At 42.0% G+C, this 685-nt stretch carries 2 protein-coding genes; one reads left to right on the forward strand and one right to left on the reverse strand.

Annotated features, from left to right (window positions below; genetic code table 11):
* On the reverse strand, positions 1-99 hold a 99-nt coding region (locus AB4232_RS06300; RefSeq protein ID WP_372086643.1), incomplete at its 3' end, for a LysR family transcriptional regulator.
* Between the two features lie 142 nt (positions 100-241).
* On the opposite strand from AB4232_RS06300, the gene AB4232_RS06305 reads away from it, so the two are divergent.
* Positions 242-616, forward strand: a complete 375-nt coding sequence (locus AB4232_RS06305; RefSeq protein ID WP_009846458.1) for a nuclear transport factor 2 family protein — start codon at positions 242-244, stop codon at positions 614-616.
* Positions 617-685: the final 69 nt, after the last annotated feature.

Raw genomic sequence — 685 nt, forward strand, 5'->3', positions numbered from 1 at the left:
GACGACGGACTTGGATAACTCAAGCTTTTCAGCCGCAGCTGATACTGAGCCCTGCTCTACGATGTGAGCGAAAATCGACATCTGCTTTAGCTTACTCATCTTATTGTTCTCTTTTTACATACGGTATTTTCTATTATCTCTGTTTTTCGATTTAATTTCCAAGGCTAAACTGAATCCAACTTATCGAGATAACCAAATCAAAGACACAGTGTTTGAAAGAAGACTGTTATGGAGAAAGACAATGTTAAACAACCAAATTTTAGAAGCATGTAAGCAAGGCATTAACGCGTGGCAGAAAGCATTCAACAGCCAAGATGCGAAAGGTTGTGCAGATCAATATGCTGAAAGCTGTGTAATGGAAGCGCGTCCATTTGGTACTTTTGAAGGTCGTGAAGCGATTCAAGCATTTTGGCAAAACATCATCGACCAAGGTTTCAAAGACGTTGATTACACAGACGTTACGTGGGAAGAGCACCCAGAAGGCGGCTACATTTTGACGGCTAGTTGGACAATGAACAAAGCGTTTGGTGTTGTGCATCGTGAGCACTGGGCACTAGAAGCGGATGGTTGCGCTCGTTTAATCAGCGATGATTTTGAGGTTCAAGGCGAACGCTAGCCTGCTCGTTTTTAAAAGAACAAGCCGCTTTAAAAAATAATGCGATAACAGTAGTTATGTCGCTAGAAA

The organism is Vibrio sp. 10N.286.46.A8, assembly GCF_041470165.1.
Classification (GTDB): domain Bacteria; phylum Pseudomonadota; class Gammaproteobacteria; order Enterobacterales; family Vibrionaceae; genus Vibrio; species Vibrio tasmaniensis_A.